General features: G+C 49.8%; 24 protein-coding genes. 4 read left to right on the top strand and 20 right to left on the bottom strand.

The window, feature by feature from the left end; translation table 11 throughout:
• Positions 1–24 precede the first annotated feature (24 nt).
• The 4 genes from NSU14_RS32950 to NSU14_RS32935 form a co-directional block, all read right to left on the bottom strand.
• Positions 25–1,038, bottom strand: a complete 1,014-nt coding sequence (locus tag NSU14_RS32950; RefSeq protein ID WP_042140512.1) for an AAA family ATPase — start codon at positions 1,036–1,038, stop codon at positions 25–27.
• Entirely contained in the window at positions 1,035–1,712 is a 678-nt protein-coding gene (gene pnuC / locus NSU14_RS32945; protein WP_042140513.1) for a nicotinamide riboside transporter PnuC, read from the bottom strand. The genes NSU14_RS32950 and pnuC overlap by 4 nt, the downstream gene beginning before the upstream one ends.
• Before the next feature lie 200 nt (positions 1,713–1,912).
• On the bottom strand, positions 1,913–2,326 hold the full coding sequence (locus NSU14_RS32940) for a VOC family protein (protein WP_042140514.1): 414 nt from the start codon (positions 2,324–2,326) through the stop codon (positions 1,913–1,915).
• A gap of 45 nt (positions 2,327–2,371) precedes the next feature.
• Positions 2,372–2,794, bottom strand: coding sequence for an Lrp/AsnC family transcriptional regulator (locus tag NSU14_RS32935; protein WP_042140515.1), 423 nt, complete (start codon positions 2,792–2,794; stop codon positions 2,372–2,374).
• 161 nt (positions 2,795–2,955) lie between these two features.
• Between NSU14_RS32935 and NSU14_RS32930 the strand changes: the two genes are divergently transcribed.
• Positions 2,956–3,432 carry a VOC family protein gene (locus NSU14_RS32930; protein WP_042140516.1) on the top strand — a complete coding sequence of 159 codons (477 nt, stop codon included), beginning with the start codon at positions 2,956–2,958 and terminating at the stop codon, positions 3,430–3,432.
• Here the strand turns inward: NSU14_RS32930 and NSU14_RS32925 are convergent.
• Complete coding sequence (locus NSU14_RS32925) at positions 3,425–3,931, bottom strand: hypothetical protein (RefSeq protein ID WP_076243689.1); 507 nt, start codon at positions 3,929–3,931, stop codon at positions 3,425–3,427. The genes NSU14_RS32930 and NSU14_RS32925 overlap by 8 nt on opposite strands.
• A 154-nt stretch (positions 3,932–4,085) precedes the next feature.
• Here NSU14_RS32925 and NSU14_RS32920 point away from each other — a divergent pair, with 154 nt between their 5' ends.
• The gene (locus NSU14_RS32920; protein WP_197074312.1) at positions 4,086–4,733 is read left to right on the top strand and encodes a glycosyltransferase; all 648 of its coding nucleotides are present in this window, start codon (positions 4,086–4,088) and stop codon (positions 4,731–4,733) included.
• A gap of 132 nt (positions 4,734–4,865) precedes the next feature.
• Here NSU14_RS32920 and NSU14_RS32915 read toward each other — a convergent pair whose 3' ends face one another.
• Together NSU14_RS32915 and NSU14_RS32910 are read right to left on the bottom strand one after the other, a co-directional pair.
• Complete coding sequence (locus NSU14_RS32915; RefSeq protein ID WP_336100057.1) at positions 4,866–5,873, bottom strand: phosphotransferase; 1,008 nt, start codon at positions 5,871–5,873, stop codon at positions 4,866–4,868.
• 41 nt (positions 5,874–5,914) lie between these two features.
• Positions 5,915–6,496, bottom strand: a complete 582-nt coding sequence (locus NSU14_RS32910) for a TetR/AcrR family transcriptional regulator (protein ID WP_042140520.1) — start codon at positions 6,494–6,496, stop codon at positions 5,915–5,917.
• A 246-nt stretch (positions 6,497–6,742) separates the two neighbouring features.
• On the opposite strand from NSU14_RS32910, the gene NSU14_RS32905 reads away from it, so the two are divergent.
• Positions 6,743–7,897 carry an MFS transporter gene (locus NSU14_RS32905; protein WP_340949033.1) on the top strand — a complete coding sequence of 385 codons (1,155 nt, stop codon included), beginning with the start codon at positions 6,743–6,745 and terminating at the stop codon, positions 7,895–7,897.
• A gap of 63 nt (positions 7,898–7,960) precedes the next feature.
• On the opposite strand, the gene NSU14_RS32900 is transcribed toward NSU14_RS32905, so the two are convergent.
• Positions 7,961–8,905 carry a hypothetical protein gene (locus NSU14_RS32900; RefSeq protein WP_340948576.1) on the bottom strand — a complete coding sequence of 315 codons (945 nt, stop codon included), beginning with the start codon at positions 8,903–8,905 and terminating at the stop codon, positions 7,961–7,963.
• Positions 8,902–9,459: an RNA polymerase sigma factor gene (locus NSU14_RS32895; RefSeq protein WP_076243693.1), complete on the bottom strand. Its 558-nt coding sequence runs from the start codon at positions 9,457–9,459 to the stop codon at positions 8,902–8,904. Before NSU14_RS32895 ends, NSU14_RS32900 begins: the two co-directional genes overlap by 4 nt.
• 461 nt (positions 9,460–9,920) lie before the next feature.
• Between NSU14_RS32895 and NSU14_RS32890 the strand changes: the two genes are divergently transcribed.
• Complete coding sequence (locus tag NSU14_RS32890) at positions 9,921–10,466, top strand: MerR family transcriptional regulator (protein ID WP_042140524.1); 546 nt, start codon at positions 9,921–9,923, stop codon at positions 10,464–10,466.
• Positions 10,467–10,542: 76 nt separating this feature from the next.
• On the opposite strand, the gene NSU14_RS32885 is transcribed toward NSU14_RS32890, so the two are convergent.
• The 11 genes from NSU14_RS32885 to NSU14_RS32835 form a co-directional block, all read right to left on the bottom strand.
• Positions 10,543–10,968 carry a hypothetical protein gene (locus NSU14_RS32885; protein WP_340948574.1) on the bottom strand — a complete coding sequence of 142 codons (426 nt, stop codon included), beginning with the start codon at positions 10,966–10,968 and terminating at the stop codon, positions 10,543–10,545.
• Between the two features lie 158 nt (positions 10,969–11,126).
• Positions 11,127–11,837, bottom strand: a complete 711-nt coding sequence (locus NSU14_RS32880) for an ABC transporter permease (protein ID WP_042140526.1) — start codon at positions 11,835–11,837, stop codon at positions 11,127–11,129.
• Positions 11,834–12,679: an ABC transporter ATP-binding protein gene (locus NSU14_RS32875; RefSeq protein WP_042141821.1), complete on the bottom strand. Its 846-nt coding sequence runs from the start codon at positions 12,677–12,679 to the stop codon at positions 11,834–11,836. Before NSU14_RS32875 ends, NSU14_RS32880 begins: the two co-directional genes overlap by 4 nt.
• Positions 12,680–12,783: 104 nt before the next feature.
• Positions 12,784–13,719, bottom strand: a complete 936-nt coding sequence (locus tag NSU14_RS32870; protein WP_042140527.1) for a LytTR family transcriptional regulator DNA-binding domain-containing protein — start codon at positions 13,717–13,719, stop codon at positions 12,784–12,786.
• A 103-nt stretch (positions 13,720–13,822) separates the two neighbouring features.
• Positions 13,823–14,212, bottom strand: coding sequence for a hypothetical protein (locus NSU14_RS32865; RefSeq protein WP_042140528.1), 390 nt, complete (start codon positions 14,210–14,212; stop codon positions 13,823–13,825).
• A 177-nt stretch (positions 14,213–14,389) separates the two neighbouring features.
• Positions 14,390–14,812 carry a VOC family protein gene (locus NSU14_RS32860; RefSeq protein ID WP_340948572.1) on the bottom strand — a complete coding sequence of 141 codons (423 nt, stop codon included), beginning with the start codon at positions 14,810–14,812 and terminating at the stop codon, positions 14,390–14,392.
• Positions 14,813–14,888: 76 nt separating this feature from the next.
• Complete coding sequence (locus NSU14_RS32855) at positions 14,889–15,941, bottom strand: sigma-70 family RNA polymerase sigma factor (protein ID WP_256703844.1); 1,053 nt, start codon at positions 15,939–15,941, stop codon at positions 14,889–14,891.
• Positions 15,917–16,477, bottom strand: a complete 561-nt coding sequence (locus NSU14_RS32850) for a DUF4303 domain-containing protein (RefSeq protein WP_340948570.1) — start codon at positions 16,475–16,477, stop codon at positions 15,917–15,919. The genes NSU14_RS32855 and NSU14_RS32850 overlap by 25 nt, the downstream gene beginning before the upstream one ends.
• 42 nt (positions 16,478–16,519) lie before the next feature.
• Entirely contained in the window at positions 16,520–17,266 is a 747-nt protein-coding gene (locus NSU14_RS32845; RefSeq protein ID WP_340948568.1) for a hypothetical protein, read from the bottom strand.
• A 14-nt stretch (positions 17,267–17,280) separates the two neighbouring features.
• Positions 17,281–18,291, bottom strand: a complete 1,011-nt coding sequence (locus NSU14_RS32840; protein ID WP_340948566.1) for a hypothetical protein — start codon at positions 18,289–18,291, stop codon at positions 17,281–17,283.
• A 68-nt stretch (positions 18,292–18,359) separates the two neighbouring features.
• A complete protein-coding gene (locus NSU14_RS32835) occupies positions 18,360–18,932 on the bottom strand; it encodes a hypothetical protein (RefSeq protein WP_076243699.1) in 573 nt (190 codons plus the stop codon).
• Between the last annotated feature and the right edge of the window lie 23 nt (positions 18,933–18,955).

Genomic DNA, 18,955 nt, shown 5'->3' with positions numbered 1-18,955 from the left:
TCTCCGCCTCCCCGATTCTTTGTTCTAGTGCTGCAGCTCTCCGAAATAGTTCCCATAAGGCTTGAACTTCGCAAGTACATCGTCTACCTTACGCATGCGTTCTTCCAGCGTCCCCCTAAGCGTAATGTAGGGAATCCGCCGCTCCTTCAAATCTGCTATGATCTGCTTGTGAAAAACATGCCGTTTCTGGTCCCCGCTGCGGTCCCAAGTATCGTCATAAGGAATATCGTCATCACACAGGAAAAACAGATCGTACCGCTGTGCATTCTCCAGCGCCAGCCGGGTTAGCAGCTCCGGAGCCCGGCCGTGGTAATCCAGGGCGTACATGTAAGTGGTAATCGCATTCGTATCAACAAACAGATACCGGTCTGCTGTAAGCAGCGCCTGTTCCTCCCGCTTGATATGGCCCACGGCAATGTCGTCAAAAGCCTCTATGCCGATCCGGCGGTCCACCTGATGCTCCGTCCAATAATCCCGCCCGTACTCGCTGGCAAAAGCCGTCCTATACTGTTCCGCCAGCGCTTCAGTAATCGTCGATTTGCCGGTAGACATCGCTCCTACAAACACAACCTTCGTAATTAGATCCCGGTATACAATGCCGCTTACATATTGCCGGTATTTAAAAGGATCAGAGCGGATCATGGTGGCCGATACCGGCACCTGCTGACGTGCTTCATCCACCCGCCGGTCTATGGCGCCCAGGGCAATGCTCATATGCCTGCCATAGAACTCGCTGGAGTAAAAGTGAGTCACCTGCTCGCCCTTCAGCAGCCCGAGAATATACTGTTCTTCCCGGATCTCATGCTCACGGTCATCGGAGTACCCGTCCGGACCATCCCACGCTTCAATTACCCGCACCGATGAGGGATACAGCCTGCGTATCCAGTTCGCCCGGATATGCAGCGGGACCGGAGAGACGGACGTTTCATAGATCACCACGATCAATTCATCGACCTCCTGCAGCGCCGTTTCGATCATGAGCTGGTGCCCTTTATGCAGCGGAGCGAACTTCCCCAGGGTTAATCCAAGTGTCTTCATGCCAGCGCCTCCTTAACCCCTTTGTTCCAGTTATAGTAGCCGTATACCGCGTTAACCAGATAGGCACTCCACATGACGATCATCAGCAGACCTTCACCACTGCCCTCCACCGTCCGGATCACCCAGAGCAGCACCGTGAACAGATTCAGCACAATATAGACCAGCCACTGCTCCTTGAATCTCCGCACCATCAGAATCGTGGCCACTACGGATAACACGGTCGTGATGGCATCAATATAAGGCGAGTTCTGCGCCGGGATCAACGACAGGCTATACCCCAGCAGCAGCGCCCCGGAAATACAGACTGCCATCGTGAGGAGCATGCCTTTGGCCTCCATCTGACGCATGGACAGCTTGCCGCTCTGCATATTCTTCTTCCACATATAGAAGCCTACGACATTCATCGGCACGAAGAATAGCAGATTCAGCATAACCTCTCCGAATAATCCGTTAATATAAGCCAGGTAGGCGTAGCCGAAGGTGTTATACATCCCAAAGGCATAGCTCATCAGCTTTCCCTTCGCCGTAAGCACCACGCACAGCACCCCGGTAATAAAGACCGTGAACCCAAGAAACGAATCCTTGGAAACAATTGTAAAACCGATTGCAATCAAAGTAAATATAACCAGCCAGACGATTTCGAACCCATTCCAGTTCCCTGCAATCCTCTTCACGCTGCATCCCTCCGCTTTCTGCACCTATTCTTGATGGGATTAACTTATTAACATTTTGATAATTACATTTTGTTAATATCAAGATAACAGAAACTGCGGCAGGATGCAAGCCCGATTCTCCTCTCGCCAAAAAATAGAAATAGACCGCCCTCCTGTTTGGATAGCGGTCTGCTGTGCTATGGTTCTCCAAGCCGGGTCTCTCATGTATTCTCTGCTCTAACGGGGTTAACCGCAAAGAGGGAATGAATATTGCCTTCCGGATCTGCAAAGAATCCCGTAGTGTGCCCCCAGGACATCACCTTCGGTGCAGTTATCCCTGTAGCCCCTTTTGCAACAAATTCATCATACTTTACGCGGACCGTCTCGGGAGAATCACATTCGAAATTGAGCTCGAAGGCTTGTCCCTTTCGCTCTTCCAAGAAAGAATGATGGCCATTCGTGTTGTCTGCCATTAGGGGTGCCGAGAAGACCGCCAGACGAACTCCCTCATTCTCAAATTCAGCATAATGCTCCTCTTCCACAACAATCTTAAACCCCAGCACATCCCGATAAAAGCCGGTTAATACGGCAACATCCAGCGCCAATACAGTAATCCCCTCTAATTTCATCCTCATGCCATAATCCCACCTTTTCGTTTTATCCGGGAATATTAATAACTCTTACAGCAAAACCCTGTTCTCCAGTATATTCTTCAGACTGATATGCGACTTGGAAGGGCCGAACTTAATCAGCGAATCCTGAAATTCTGCAAGCTCTTCAATCGATGCAGTCTGCACCTTCATGAGATAATTATATTCTCCGCTGATACGGAATAAGTCCGTTACTTCAATAGCCTCCCGGCAAAAGTCAGTGAGCTCGTGGCAATGCTCCGTCTTTAATAGGATAAAGGTTGTCGTCCCCCGGTGCAGCTCCCGCAGACTAAACGTAGTGACATAGCCGGAAATGATATTCTTTTCCTCCAGCTTCATCATTCTTTCTTTCACCGAAGGTTGCGACATGGCCACCTCTTTACTGATTTGAGCTACTGACATTCGTGCGTTGTACTGCAGTAAGGTCATGATTTTTGTATCAATGTCATCCATAAGATTATCTATCCTGAACACCCCCTTAGTTAATAAACCAAATTATCTGAAATACCTCATAATATAAGCCCATATTACTATAAATCCCTTGTTATTTACATGTATTTCAAGCTTTGTTTTACCTATAATTAACCTATATCAGATAAGGGGGCGGTAATGAGATGGGCGTAAAAGGTCTGGCACATGTAGCGATCCAAGCTAGAGATTATACAGCGACTATTGCATTTTATACCGGAGTTCTGGGGTTTAAGCGGGGCCATCACTGGAGTCTGCCCTCATTTCACATCCAGGAAGCTTCGATGCTGATTTCACCGGACGGCAGAACCTGCCTTGAAATTTTTGATAACGATGCCGTGATTCCTGCTCAGGGAAAGAAAGCTTCATCCGAAGAAGAGATAGCTCACGGAGCGTTATTGCATTTTGCCTTTTATGTAGATAATGTGGAGGAAATATATCAAAAAGCCCTTGCTCACGGAGCAAGGACTTTCGTAGAACCGGATACCCTGTCACTTGGCGAACCGCCGTTGCTGGTGAAGAACGCGCTCGTTCACAGCCCTAACGGGGAAATTATCGAATTTATTGAAGAGGTTGATTTTGACAGGTCCGGATTTAACCCTACCCAGAGCAAGATCACTTGATCTCTATCCCGTACCAGCCATCCGCCAGTTGATCCAGCTTGTAGTTAGCAGGCTCCTCATTGTAAGCCTTCTCGACCAGATCCTGACTGTCACAATACACGATATGATAGGTGTTGCCGTTCTCGCCTTCCCAGTCAAACACGAACCTTAGGAGGCTCTTCCCATCCTGTCTGCTGTACCTAAGAAAGTTCAGCTTGTCCTCTGATACCGCAATAATCTGTCCTACCTTGTCCTGCAGATCCGCATTCGCACCATCCAGGAACTGATGGCCCACAGCATTTCCGTTATTGGAGTAGATAAAGGTATTTCCTATATCACTCCGGTTATCGCGGCTGGTCATAAGAAGCCCGGTCTCATCCTTCACAGCCTCAAACAGCTCACGATGATCCCTGTAAACATTATATTTCGTGCTGGAATGGTTATAGTTAATGATCACCCCTAACGCCACAATTATCACTGCAGCTGCAATACCTATAAAGACGATTCTAGTGCGGCCCATAGCTCCACCTGCCTGACCCTTTCAGAATGAGACGCTTATGAATCTATACTATTTGCAAAAAGAGGAGTGGACAAGTCTTCTCTGCATATAACCCCACGCTTCAGCCATAATAATACAAGCCATTTCATTCGCACACATAAAGGAGCAGATGAATTTGAAAAACAAATGGCTGCTGGCGTTAACATTGGTGCTCATGCTCACCTTGACGCAAGCAGCAGGACCCCTACAGGCACAGGCTGGCGACAAGAAAGAAGCGGTTTGCTTCAGCCCCAAGATGGTTCAGCTGAAAAGCGATATGCAGAAGGTATGGATTGACCATACCATATGGACGCGAAGCTATATTGTCAGTGCCATCTCTAATAACCCGGACCAGAAGGACGTACTGAACCGGCTGCTGAGAAACCAGCAGGACATTGGCGATGTATTCAAACCGTATTACGGGGAGGCTGCCGGCAACAAGCTTGCGGAGCTGCTGAAAGAGCATATTGGGATTGCAGGCAAGATTGTAGCAGCCGCCAAAGCAGGCAATCAGGCTGATGTGAAGAAGCTGCAGGACGATTGGCATAAGAATGCCGATGAGATTGCAACTTTTTTAAGCGCATTGAATCCAAACTGGCCGTTTAAAGCGGTGCAAGAGATGCTGTATACACACCTTCAGTTAGTTACAGACATTGTGCTGAGCTGCCTCAAGGGAGACTGGCAAGCAGATATTGCCGCAACCGACAAGAATGAGGTCCATATGATTCATTTAGCGGATGTTCTATCATCAGGCATTATCAAGCAGTTCCCGGAGAAATTCTAGGGGAGTTTAATAAACACCGTATGTAAGACAGCTTTTCATAATCGCCCGGGAGGGGGTTGTGGAAAGCTTTTTTAATGGGGATGAAGGTCTGGCGCCAAATATGTCCTCCCCATATCAGACGAATGCAGCAGGCTAAATATCCCCAAGAAGTGTATCAAGCTGATCCCAATGCTCCGCAGTATGAATCATTTCTTCGGCAAAGCGGGCAGGGACCCTGCTCGACGAATCGAGCGGCGGCTTGATCCACCAGAGCGACTCGATGCACCAGACATACTTGACTGCCCGCAAAAGAGCGCCCGGCGGCAGCGGGTGTACACTACGGTAGCCTTCAGCGAAAGCAGCAACCGCATCCCTGCGGAATCCGCTCCCGCCGAGTGTGCCGGAGAGGACCGCCCGCCCGAGGTCCAGCGCCGGAAACGAGTAGCGTGCCCGGTCGAAGTCAACGATGGCTGTCAGCGCATCCCCTTCGAACAGCAGGTTGTCCGCCCACAGATCAAGGTGGGCCCAGCCCGCTGTCAGAGGCATAAAGTCATGATCTCCAAGTGAATCAGTAACCGCCTTCTGTAATTGCAGCGCGTCCCGGACACGCCCGGACGAGCCGCGGGCTGCCTCCCAGCTTACCTCCCAGGCGAGCTCCATCTCCTCGCGCGACAACTGCCAGGCCGGTTTACCCGCCGGCACTGCTGCCCCGACCCCCGATGCCGCCGCGGCACCCCAGACGGTATGCATATCCGCAGCAGCCCGTCCGAGTGAATGCATTCCCTGCTCACCGATTCTGCCGGCGGGTACCATAGCACCCGGACAGCATGTCATGACGGTCATGTATCTTCCGCAGGGCAGGATGTGCATGCAGCGCCCTTCCAGCGTTAACGGCTCGGGACACGGGCCTCCCGACTGATACCACAGGAGCTGCAGCTGCAGCGCATTCTCAATCTTGCCGCGAAACTCCGGATCATCCATCTTGAACCGCCCGGGGTGATAGCTTTTGGCGAATAGCCGTCCCTTATTCGTCCCGATGATCCACTTCTCGTTCAATAGTCCGCGATTCACACGCCCGGCAGACAGCAGCTCAGCCTCAAAATGCTTCTTCAGCCAGCCTGCGATCTCGCCAATTAATTGGTCCTCAGTCGTCAGCAGCATTCTAAGCCAACCCCTCTAATCAGATTCCCCTATTCATGATTCTATCTCAACAATGTCAATATTTCTCTGACAGAATTATCAACAAAGGCCCGCTCGGGCCGGGATTTCATGAACACAGTCAGTCCGATTAATGATATGACCAGTGTCTGCGCCAGACTCTTTGCGTTAATGCCGGGATCAAGCTCACCTGAACGCAACCCCCGTTCAACCGTTTCCTGGAAGATTACCGAGAGATACATCTGATGTTCTCTGGTCAGGATCGCAAATTTCTCATCATGAGGCGCAAGCTCCACCATCGAGTTGAGGCAAAAGCATCCCCAGTTCGGATCTTTCCCATATTCCTTTGCCACCAGATTCTCAAAAAAACTGCGGAATGCCTCTTTAACAGAAGAGTTAGTCTGGAGTTTACCCCGGATAGAGGCAGCGTGAGCACTCGTATATTTGCGCAGCGCAGCTTCGAATAGTCCTTTTTTATCTCCAAAGGCGGAGTATAGGCTGGGGCGCTGAATGCCCATTCTTGAAGTCAAATCGCTCAAAGAGGTAGCTTCGAATCCTTTCTCCCAGAATAGCTGCATCGCTGCATCCAACACCTTGTCTTCATCAAATTCACGTTGCCGGGCCAATATAACCCCTCTTTTCATATCGTTCAGTATATTATAATTCTATTGTTCACAGATTGCATTGTCAATCTAATTGAGATTATGCAATAGATCTTGACAGTTATCATTTATCAGAGTTACATTTATCAGGGATTATTTTATACCGTTCAGTATGAAATCTCTTGCCCACATAGAATTTAAGGAGGTGTCTCTTTGGAAAAGGTAGTCGAACAACCGCATGCAGCATCCGAATCTGCTCCAGTATCTCCAATGTCCCGGAGTGTTGCGCTCTTATTTGCCATCGCCTGCGGACTGGCAGTCGCCAATATTTATTATGCGCAGCCCCTGCTGGACGCTATCTCACAAGAATTCGGGATTACTCCTTCCTCCGTTGGCCTTGTTATTACCATTACTCAAGTCTGTTACGCGCTTGGACTGCTATTGCTGGTGCCCCTCGGTGATTTGTTGAACCGCCGCTGGCTGATCGCCGGACAGATGCTAATATCCGTCCTGGCTCTGATTGTGGTTGGCACCGCCCCTACCAGCAGGATATTATTCATAGCTATAGCTGCGGTTGGATTGCTTGCCGTAGTCACACAGACACTGGTTGCCTTCGCGGCAACTTTGGCAGACCCGGCTGAGCGCGGACGTACCGTGGGCGTGGTAACCAGCGGAATCGTTATTGGAATTCTGCTTGCACGGACGTTCGCCGGTGTATTGACGGATGTAGCCGGTTGGCGCTCTGTCTACCTGGTCTCTGCGGGATTAACACTAATCATGGCTGGCGTATTGTTTCGGGTGCTGCCCAAGGATGAGCCCTCAAGAGAAGCCTTGTCCTATCTGCAGCTGCTGCGTTCGCTGTTCACGTTATTCGCACAGGAGCGAATTCTGCGCATCCGCGCTGTACTGGCTCTGCTGATTTTTACCGCGTTCAGCATATTATGGACTTCCCTGGTGCTGCCGCTCAGCGCTCCGCCGCTGTCTCTATCCCACACTGCAATTGGCGCGTTTGGACTCGCCGGAGTGGCTGGAGCATTGGCAGCAGCGCGGGCAGGCCGTCTTGCCGACCGGGGTTTAGGGCAGAGGACTACTGGCGCTGCATTGATTCTGCTGCTTCTGTCATGGCTGCCCATAAGTTATACGGAGCATTCGCTTCCCTCATTAGTCGCAGGTATTATCCTTCTTGATCTGGCAGTACAAGCTGTGCATGTCACCAACCAGAGCATGATTCTTAATTTGCACCCGGAGGCACGCAGCAGGCTTACTGCCGGTTATATGATTTTCTATTCCATTGGCAGCGCCACCGGGTCCATCGCATCTACCAGCATCTATGCTTACTCAGGCTGGAACGGAGTATGCTTGTTAGGTGCAATGGTCAGTGCCCTGGCTTTGCTGTTCTGGGCATTAACCCGCCGCCTTAAATAGATAAATATAAGGCCGCCCTTACAGGCGGCTCACGGCTCTCTTATATTCAGTGCATTGCGCAGACTAGTTAAGTTTGGTCACTTCCATTACCTTGCTGCTAAACTGGTACGTTACACTGACATTCTCTATAATCTCCGTATCCTGATAGGCCAGGGAACCCTTGAACTCCAAGGTATCATTGTCCTTCCAGACGATGTTACTGGCATCACTATAATTTTCATAATCCGGGCGGATCCATGTGTCTATTTCTTGCTCCGCCCCATATTTGACTCTTGCGGATTCTATTAATTCCGGACTGGTTCTTCCTGCTTCCACATTAATAATCTGCACAAATTCACTTTTATTAGAGCAGGTGACGACCGCAACTAACCTCTTATCGGGGGAAGGAATCATCTCTGTGATATACATAGAGGGTGCAGAGAAGCTTGAATATTCCTCCAGCTTATTGTCTTTGATCCTCCATAGGACATTCTGGCTTCCATAATCCGAATAATGATTAAATAACGTAAATAACATACTGCCGTCTGCCAGTTTAACAATATACGGACTCCGGTAACTTTGTGAGAGAATATCTATGGCAAAAGCAGCCGCACCGGCGATTTTGGGATTCTCATTTCGTGCAAACGGCTGAAGTTTATTCAACGCCTTTGCTCTTAAGCTTGGATCATTGAAGCCTTCCACCAGCCGGTTGATAGCAATATATACATGTTCTTCATTATCACTTGTGAGGGCCTGCAGAAATTTCATCCCATCATACTTGGGAGCGGGCAGTAACTCCATGTCTTCAGCTCTCAGATAACGGATATACGGCTCTGCGTTCTGCTTCTTATAATATTCGGTTGCTAATAACGCAGAAGCGGTTGAACTATAGAGTACAAGACAGGCAACCAGAGCCACCCATTTTTTAGAAAAGCCCTTCTTCCTTTTCTCCGCTCCGCCCGATCCGGCTGCTTCGATTAAATCTTCATCAATGAGTCCGATCTCGCGGTATAACTCTTCTCTTTTCACAGGTGAACTCCCCCCTTGGCTAAATGAACTCTAAGCCTATTTCTTGTTCTGAAAAGAATGGACTTCACCTTACTGCTGCTCATCTGAAATCTCATAGCAAGTTCCTCTATGGAATCTGAATACCAGTACCGCCTAATAAATATATTTCTGGCTTGCTCCTCTATGCCATATAGAAATTCATTGATCAGGCTTGCGGTTTCACCCGCTTCATATTCACCTTCAACCGTATCCGGGGAAGCTATGCATCCTTCCAGTTCGGTTAGAATGGCATCAAACTGACGGTTGCGTTTCTTGGCTGTATTATAACTATATCTATCAAGCGCTATATTACGGGTGATTCTTCCTAGAAATACAGATAGCTTCCCGGGCATCGTTGGCGGAATTGCATTCCACGCAGCCAAATATGTATCATTCTCACATTCATCAATATCTGAGAGATTCGAAAGGATGTTTCGGGCAATTACTCTGCAGTAAGCCCCGTATTTATTCTTGGTCTCTACAATGGCCTGCTGTGAACGCTGTAAGTATAGGTGGACTATTGCCTGATCTTCCATCTGCTATTCTCCTTATAAAAGCTCTTATCTATATAGTAGACAGTTCGTAAAATGGGTTGCACGAATACTATAATTCTCTCATAAAAAACCCTGGCATATAAGAAGTGATAAGCTTCTTACTGTCCAGGATTGTGAAGTTATCTATAGGTTGCAGCCTCTTTAGAGCAATTTAAAAGGTGATCATTCGGCGTCCAGCGCCTGCCACAGAGGGAAGGTACTCGGCCTCATATCCCACATCAGTAATGGTAAACGTTCCCGGCTTGCCCGCCTCCGTGGAGCTCCACGCTAACGGTTGATACCGCTCGTCGCTGATGATTGGCGGGATGTTGCTCTCTGGAGAGCAGGAAAAGTCGTAATAACACTTTGCTTAGCGAATCAGCACTTCCTTTGTCACCTGTGCAGGGGGCCGCCAAAGAACAACGAATTACTCATAGAAGGACTACTAAACTGGAGGGATTGAAATGGAAATTCTGAAAACAAAGGAAGCTGCGGAGCTGCTGTCCGTTAGCCAGACTACGATCAAACGCTGGGCGGCCATGTTCCCCGATTTCTTTCCAAAGGACCGTCTTGGACACTATACCTTCTCGAAGCGGGAGATCAGCCAGCTCAATCATATTAAAGACCGTATTAATCAGGGGGAAGCGCTGGAAGGCATCCATCTGGATCTCACGAAGGACAACCTGCCAAGGGGTCCGCTGCAAGAGAAGCTAAGCCCGGATACAGACGATGACCCTATGAATAAAATATGGTCCCGGATCGGGTATATTGAACACGCACTGGATCAGAAAGCAAACGAGGTGGTTTCGATTCAGTTGCTCCAGCAGCGTGCTGAACTTGAAGATATGCGTGTAATGATTAAGCAATTATCCGCAACGCTGGAAACGATGCAGAAGCCCGGCAGTAAATCCCTCTCCACGTATGAAGAGCTTCATCCGGTTGCCGCCGGCAGGCTGACGTCTCCGCCAAGGAAGCGCGGTCTATTGCGCTCTTTTTTCCCATTCCTATAGGCCCGCCTATTCACACAAAAAAGGTGCGACAAGCCCGGTTCATCACCAGACGCTCGCCGCACCTTCACTCTCTAACTTAAATTAATGCGTTGAAATGGCCCTCCGCGTCCACCGTGGCCGTCCGGGGATCGGTGAGACCGATACCCTTGAAGCCTCCCGTTCCTTCATTGCGCCAGAGGGGGAGGTGATCCTGAAGCGGAGATGCCGGTACGAAATTGGCAGGGGTCCTGCTTCCGCTCTTCAATACGAGCTGGGACTCCAGCAGCCGGATTTGCCGCTGCAGCTGCTCCCGCCGGTACGGAGTCTGCATCTGACTTCCCTGCGCCGCATTCACTTTATCCAGTTCCATCATCAGCTGGTTGCGCTGTTTCTCCAGGGAACTGACATCACTCTGTGTACCGCCATAGGCCGCTATGGGCTGTACGGAGCTAATGCCTGATACTGTCTGTGCCGCCATGATCTTCCCCTCCGTTTCCTTGGCTCTTGCTCCAAATTCAGCCAAATTCGTAAGTTCTAATCATCTTTATTACCCAGCGTGCCCCGTTATGACAACATCAGAACTGCAACTGGACAATAATCGTCGTATAGTCTCAGCCGGCCGCTTGTTTCGGCCCTACCAAAGACCCACCGGAGGCTGGCTAAAGTCCCTTCAGAGCTCCCTTACTCGTCCTTCAACCGCCGCACATACAGAACAACCGACACAACCGTTAATACAACTGTCCATGCCAAAATTATGAGAAGGGGCTTCAATACATCGCCCGTTGTATATCCTGTATCGCTTAGACCCAGCAAATGCACCAGCTGGCTGCTTGGCATGTAATCCAGCACTTTGAAGACCGGGTAATCCTTGGCCAGTACTGCCCCCCAGGGTGCACCGGTGAATATGAACGCCACCGGGAGTACAGATAATGAGGCTTCAAGCACCGTCTTGGAGAATAAACCGCAGATTGTACCAGCTGCTGTGTATAGAATAATCGAAAGAATGATTGCTGCCGTAAACGTTCCTATATTAGCTGGCTCATAGCCCAATATATACGTTGAAATAGCCAGAACAACAGCGGACATGACAAAAACCAGGCTGCTTTTTCCGATCAGAACATCCATGGTCGTGGCCGGAGTCAGCATTAATGACCTTAAAGTGTTACGCTCCTTCTCCTCTGCGATCAGGCAGGCTTGTGCCAGACTCGTCAGGATCACTAACGATGTATTCAGAAGAAAACCGATCGCTCCAGGTAAGGCTGAGCCTGCACTTCGAAAAAGAAATGCGAAGACTATGGGAAATACCAGAATAATGGAGATCGCATAATTGCGCGAGAACTCTTTGTAATCCTTCACAAATATCGCCCGGGCCCGTTTCAATGAGATACTCATAGCAGCTCACTTCCTGTCATTTTAATGAAAATATCACCCAGACTGGGCTCTTTCGTCTCGATCCGGTCAATGAGCCCCCGCTTCATCCAATCCGCGATCCGATCAGCTGTTTCCCCACCGATTGGAAGCTCATAAGCTTCCCCGTTGGTTAAGTCAACACTAACTGCATGCTTCCGGTGCTGCCGTTTAAGCTCCTTCGGTGAGCCGATAACCTGAATTTGTCCCTGATACAGAATGGCTACACGGTTGCACATCAATTCTGCTTCCGCCATATCATGCGTAGTCAGAAAAATCGTTGTCCCTTTCTCATTCAGGTAGCGCAAGCCTTTATAAATATGCGCGGAGTTCACCGGGTCCAACGCCGAGGTAGGTTCATCTAAGAATAATAATTCCGGCTCATGGATAATCGCGCAGGCCAGCATAACACGCTGACGCATCCCCTTCGATAGGAGATTAACTTTCTTTTTGCGCTCCCCGCTTAAGTTCACAAACTGCAGTACCTTATCGACCGCAGCTTTGGGAAGATCGTATAACTTACGGTACAGCTCCAGATTCTCCTCAACCGATAACCGCTCATAGAGGCCGCTGTTATCCGTCAGAATGCCGAAGCGCATCTTCTGGGCAGACTGCCGCATCTTCTCCGCCGGCTGGTTAAATACACTTGCCTGTCCGCTTGTCGGATTTAGCTGTGCCGTGAGAATCTTGATTAATGTTGTTTTGCCTGCGCCACTCGGACCGAGAAACCCAAAAATTTCTCCCTTAGGAATAGAAAAGGATACATCTGCTAACGCATCCTTTGGTCCAAAGCTCTTGCGGACACGTTCTACCTGGATAACCTCCATGAACTCCACATCCTTAGCGTTGATGGCATAAATATATAAAGAATGCACGCTTCCTGCCATCAAAACCCGCCGAAATGTAGCTGTAACCGGCTGAATAGTACCATTTAAATGTTCAGCAGTGCCTTTAATTCCTGCAATTTCGAGCGGGATAACGGAACTACGGCATCCTGGCTTGTGTTTAACCGCAGGCTGTAGCTATTCTTCGTCCAGGTAATAATCTCTCTTACCTTTTGCAGATTAACGATGTAGGAGCGGTGACACCTGAAGAACCCGAAATTCAATAACCTCTGCTCCAGCTCGGTCAGCGTCAGCGCACAATCGTAATTCTCCCCGCCCACATGAACAAGAATCGAACCCTCTACACTTTCTATAAAATCAATTTCAGGCGGATTAAATAAAATCACCTTGTCATTGCGTTTGGTAGAGATCTTCTGCAAGGTGATATTAGGCTCGTCCTGTTTATGTACATCCTGCTTGTCCTCTTCGGAGTCCCGGATATCGAGCGGATGGAATCCGGACTCATTCAACCGGTAAATGACATCACAGGAAATCAGAGCATCCTCTAAATTCGAAGTTAGGATTATAATCTGCTTGTCTGCCGATAGGTCATCCAGAACCCGTTTGAATTGACGGCGGTCCTGCTCTTCCAGATAAAAGTACGGTTCCTCCAGGACAAGTGCAGGCTGATGTGCAAAAAAGACGCGCAGCAAGGTCACATACATCCTTTTGGATGAGCTTAGATCCTTGATCTTTACCTTCCGTTCTTCTTTTAATGCAAAATACTCCATGAGCGAAGCGGCATGCTCCTGCCTCTCCGACACATGAATTAAAAATGTGATTAGCTCCTCTACCGTTAAACGCATGTACTCGCCTTGCTGCACCCGAAATAAATAAAACCCGGCATGCTCCGCTAATTGATTCATTACAAGCTGCTTCCGCTTCAAGTCCGTTATAATGCCAACCGGCTGGCCCGGTGTCATATTGAATTCGATCTCCGGCAGGAATAATTCCCCGCCTTCATACATGGGTTGAAATTGCATACCGTCCTCCTGGTCAGTGCTGCTATAGATATATATGCCAATTATATAAGTACCGCAACAAAGAGAACAGCCCTTATGCTGTTCTCTTCCGCTGTCTGCCTTATTAGAAGCAGGTGAACGAGCTGACCCGGTTCAGATCAATGCCGAAGTACGTCCAGAAGAAACCGGTCCATCGGAACCCTGCAATTGAACTGCGCCCGACGAATATCGGGAAGAACCAGAATTGCTCGCCATTGTTCAGCCAAATGTATGTGTTGCGGAACAGGCATCGTCTGATTCCTCCGGGGTCGATGGCGAATGTGGTAACCGGCATTTGCGGCACGAATTGCGGCGGAGGGGACGTCGGCGCCTGAACGCCTCCCGGTCCGCCTCCCGGAGGTCCCGGAGTGCCCGGAAATCCGCCGGGACCTCCACCTGGAAACCCAGGTCCTCCTGGTCCTCCCGGAATCCCCGGAAATCCGCCGCCGGTTCCCGGTGTTGGAAAAAATCCCATATGTGATCGCTCCTTTCAAGTGAGTAGGCATAATCATCATATGCATTCGCGGAGAAGGCGCTTGGGCGGATGCCCAGTGTACATGCGCCTGACGTAAATTCAGACTTCACAAAGAATAACCCCACAACTATCAAAAAAGAGCCGCACCCTCATCGGGTGCAGCTCATTATCCGTAATTTAATCTTCAAGCTCCGTATATATCTGAAAGGTCACGCCGAATTTATCCGTTACATCACCAAACCCCGGGCTGAAGGGTTCTTCTTTAAACGGCATATTGACCTCGCCCTCCTGCCGTAAGGCTTCATAGATCCGCTTGGATTCTTCTACATCATTCGTTGTAATGCAGATGGTAACCCGTTTTCCGTTTCCAGCAGGCGAACCGTCTGGAGCATCGGATAACATAAGCTCCGTACCTCCAACCTTGAGCTTGGCGTGTGCTACAAGACTCCTCAGATCGTCTGTGAACGTGCCGGGTATGTCCGGCATGTCACCGTAAGTCATCATAGAGAGGACTTGTGCGCCGATGGCTTGTTCATAGAACTGAATGGCTTCCTTTACCCGGCCCTCCAAAGTAATGTAAGGGGTAAGTTTTACCGTCATAAGATTATTCCTCCTTGAGTTTGGATTGAACCCGCATTTGTGATTCATTAGTATAGACGATCCGGCCGCCGCAAACTCATCGGCCGATTGAAAAATTCTGCCTCGCGTCCAAATCTGCCGGTAATCCAAATCGCACAAATAACTCAGGATCAATGAAATGATGGATATGAGCGATCTTCCCCTGTTTCAGCTCCGGAATATGAATGCTCCACGGAACCAGCCGTCCATCCGGACCGGCGGGTACATACTGGGCAAAAGCAGGGCAATCCCCGTTAGCCCGGACCGGCAGCAATCTGGAGCCCAAACAATGGCTGCGTGTAATAGTGTAGAATGACGACAAATTAGAGGTGCCGCGAACCCACATCGTAAATGGCGGCATCGACAAGCTGCCGTTCTCGTGGAATAAAACCAACAATGCATCAATATCATACTGTTCGAAGGCTTCCATATAACTTGCAAGCACTTGTTGATCTGCCTGGGCATCTCCCCCTTGTAACTCCTCGGACCGGAGATTGGACCGGGCGATACCCGACCGGGCCCGTTGCACAGCACTGTTGACGGCTGCCGTGGTCATTCCCATCGCATGTGCTGCCTCGTTAGCCGACCACCGGAAGACATCAAGCAGGATCAGTACAGCGCGTTGCCGGGGCGGAAGTATTTGCAGGATCGCAATAAAAGATAACCGGACGGTTTCCCTGCTGACCACGATGTTGGCCGGGTCGGTAGCGTTATCGGGGGCCGGCCATATCCAGGAATTCCGGGGCAAGCTGTCACTGGGCTCCCTAATAATAGCCGCGGGTTCAGAGAGATCCATCGGAAGTGCCCGCCGCTTGGCATTCCTCAGCCTGTCCAAACAAACATTAGTGGCAATCCGGTACACCCAGGACTTACGCGAAGAATCCTGCCGGATCTGGTCCCAGCTCTGCCAGGCGCGGAGCAAGGTATCCTGCACTGCATCCTCCGCTTCAAAGATGGACCCCATCATCCGGTAACAATATCCGGTTAGTTCGGAGCGCAGCTCCTCAAGCATGTCTATTCCATGCTTTTGGCTCATATTACGTTTCCTCCTTTGGGATCGGCTAGAGTTGCCGGAAGCAGATGCTGCTACTCGGCGGCTTCCGCCAGCCAGGCTTGCATAGCCGGAGAATCTGCATGGTTCAAGCGCAGGGCGATTTCAGTATTGATCTTATCCGGCGGCATGACCTCGACAAGGACGCATATGGACTCCCGCGGTTGATTCAAGGTAAAAACACCTTGATCATCGAGCATTTTCATAGCCAGCTCCATCGCCTTCAGCCTCATATCAAACTCGCGGTTACCTTCGTCCTCTTCAAGCTCCCAGATGGAAGGGCGCTCCATAAACAATTGTTTGACGCCGACAAAGTTCTCATCCCCGTAGCTACAATAGGGTGAATCGGCGTAGGACCATTTGATGAGCTCCGCAATTGTTGCTTCCGGCGCGCCGCTTTCTTCTCCTTGTCTGGCTGCTTCCCGCTCCAAAGCCTCCCATGACCAGGCGGAGAGGCTTGGCGCATGTCCCTCGCCGGTAGTATATAGCGTACAGTAATAGTAACGTTCACCATTTTCAAAAAGAGTCCGAAAAGACGTTCTGGCAGCATCGGCAATCGCTAACGCCAGCGACTCCATTTCTTGCATCGGCTCCATGACATGACTCTCCTTTCCGTTAGCCGGGCAGCACCCGGATGATCAGTTATTGTCTGAAACCGCTTCGCACCCATTCGACAAGAGCCACTGCTCCATAACGGCAAACGCCTGCTCTGCATCCTGTTCATAGAAGACGGCCACCTCTTGCTGGTAGGCATAATTTAATCGTACATAGCCGCCCAACTGCCGGTAGAACAGGAAGCAGGCATAGGCATTCTCAATGGACAGATCCGGCGGAAATTCTTTTTGGCATAATTCGGCCAGTCCGGGCAGCGTAAGCAGTCCCTGCCCTTGCGGTAAACGCAGAAAGTGATGGCTCCGGGTACCCGTCCACGGTTCATAATAGACGGGCTCCTCCTGGCTTCTCCCATACACCTGACGATATATTTCGTCCAGCACCAAGACGTACATCGCTTCATCTTCCGGCCCCCGTGCCTGCAGGGAAATCGCCTCTACGCGCTCCGCATGCCGGGGCAGCCAGAGCAGACCGGCCATCCGGGGATGCACAGCCAGAAAATCACCATCCACCGTTGTGCCTATAACAATACACTCGCCGATCTGCTCTTCAGTAATGGGACTCTCTTCGTCATGCTCCCATAACCCGTACTCCGCAAAAGGCTTAAGCACCTCCGCATCCGGAAACTGGACATTCATCCACCCTCTATAAGTCCCTTCACCGAATCGCTGCAAGAACCGAAGGTAGGCTGGTGGATACACAGTAGCAGCTTCCTTCGCAAGCACCTGGTTCTGGCCCTCAGACAGCGGTTTAGGCCGGGATACGATGTACATAAATACTTCCCCCTTTATTGATAACCAAGTGCCGCTAGGGATTGCTGTATTTCCCGGTCTGCTTTACTTTTGAACGTTGCAAACTCTACAGAGGATAATGAACCCGGAAGTTTCTGATGGATAAAGGAATCATAATTGATCGCTGTTCCGAGAATGCGAAGGGTGTGCAGCGAAGGCAGCTGGTCCATTCCCGTCAGACGGGTTAAGCCTTTACAATTCCTGATCGACAGCTCCTCCAGTTCATTCATTTGCCGGTCAAAGCTGATTGTCTGCAGCTGAATTTGATCCTCAATCACAAGTCTCTCCAGCCCCTGAAAGGCTGCAATATTAGTCAGATCATGAAATCCCCGGACCCGGGTGATCTCCAGGTTCCCGATGGTATTCTCTTCGATTTCCTGAATATTCTCCCGGCCTCCAAGCAGAATGCGCAGATGCTCCAGCTTCCTCAGCCGGTTAACGAAATGCAAGGGCTGCTTGCTGACCGAATGCAGCGCGAGATAATTCAAGTCCTCCAGAGCACCTATAGCCTCAAGGTTTTTAACCTTGCCCCCTACATGAAGCTCCTCCAGATCGGAGTACTCTTTGAAATGCTGGAGGTTGAGCGTTTTTTTATCTGACATAATGGTTAATTTATTCAGAGTGCGCAACGTATCAAGCCCCAGAATTTCCGGGTTCTCCAGCTCGTATATGCCTATACTTAGACTGCGCAGGTGCTCCAAGTGGTCCAAGGCATCGGTGTGATGGGCCTGAGTGAGGCTATCGAGGTGCAGCATTTTGACATTAGGGACCCGCAAGAGCGTATGACAATCAAAAGACAGCGAATAGTGGGCATAGAAGCGAACTCCGAAATTCTCATCCCAGCGCGCACAAAGCTCATCCACTTCTTCCAATATAGTGCCATAGAACTCGGGGTGTGAGAACTGTACAATGACCTGATTGCCACTGCGCAAATCCTGCTCCATCTGTATCCGGTCCAGCGTAGCCGGATTATTGATCAGAATCCGTTTTTTCCATATTTTCCGCACACGTGATCCTCCTATTTATATAATCCGCTATGCTTTCATTTGTCCATTTCTGATTCACCGGCACTCCTTCAAAATTCATATTTCTTGAAGCGTTCTCCGAGCGTTTCTTCGTACGGGACCCACTCCCAATCGCACCACAAAGACATGCCTACAAGCTCTGACAGCTTATCTACGGCTTGTTCCGGGCTGGTAATCCCAATAAAGCCGTCAAAATCCTCATGGCGGATATCCAGCGCCCGCTGCAAGTAGTCATCATCGATGCGCTCTTCCTGAAGTTGTTCATATTCATCCCTCGTCCACTGCTCACAAAAGATTCTTTCAGCCTGAATGTCTCCATTCTCGAACAACGACAACTCGAATATCTCCTCATTTATATATCCGGCAGTCATTACTGGCTCTCGGGTAAGCCGGGACAGCGTTCTGCCGATCTCCTTGACCGTACCCCATACAAAATAGTCATGGAGCACGCTGATCCAGTTCTCATTACTTTTGCTTACATATATGACAACTTTGCTCTCTGGAGCCTCGTCCTTTGACTTGCCTAACACTGAAGCATGCCCTTCGCTTAGCTCCCTTAAAGCCTCGACAGTCTTCTCAAGATTGTTCGACTTGATATGCAAATTTGCAAATGATCTCCCCACGGGGTGAACCCCTCCTTCATTTC

Origin of the sequence: Paenibacillus sp. FSL R10-2771, assembly GCF_038000205.1 — a bacterium.
Taxonomy (GTDB): Bacteria; Bacillota; Bacilli; order Paenibacillales; family Paenibacillaceae; genus Paenibacillus_AQ; species Paenibacillus_AQ phytohabitans.
The sequence above is the reverse complement of the archived record's forward strand: the minus strand, read 5'-3'. Positions and strand labels throughout refer to the sequence as shown.